The 235-nt window shown below is 52.3% G+C and carries 1 pseudogene; it reads left to right on the top strand.

The features are described 5' to 3' along the window. Positions 1 to 235, top strand: a pseudogene (locus M3089_RS15765) (ISAon1 family transposase); the annotation flags it as partial.

The raw sequence follows: 235 nt of genomic DNA, 5'->3' as shown, positions 1-235 counted from the left end.
GTGAACGGCAAACTCCTCAATGCCCAATACAAGGAGCATTTCAGCGACTTCCGCCAGTGGGAGCAATTGGGCCATGCCTCGGAGTATCTGATTTATCCTGAAAACATAGGCCCCTGTCTGAGCATAGACGAATCCTGCCTGAGCAGTGACGAAGTCTACACTTTCCTGACCAACAAGGAAGGGCACGGCGGACCTGGAACTTTGGTGGCTGTCATACATGGCACGAAAGCCGAAA

Source organism: Marseilla massiliensis (assembly GCF_023336985.1).
Classification (GTDB): domain Bacteria; phylum Bacteroidota; class Bacteroidia; order Bacteroidales; family Bacteroidaceae; genus Prevotella; species Prevotella intestinigallinarum.
This window is presented reverse-complemented; position numbering and strand designations above follow the sequence as displayed.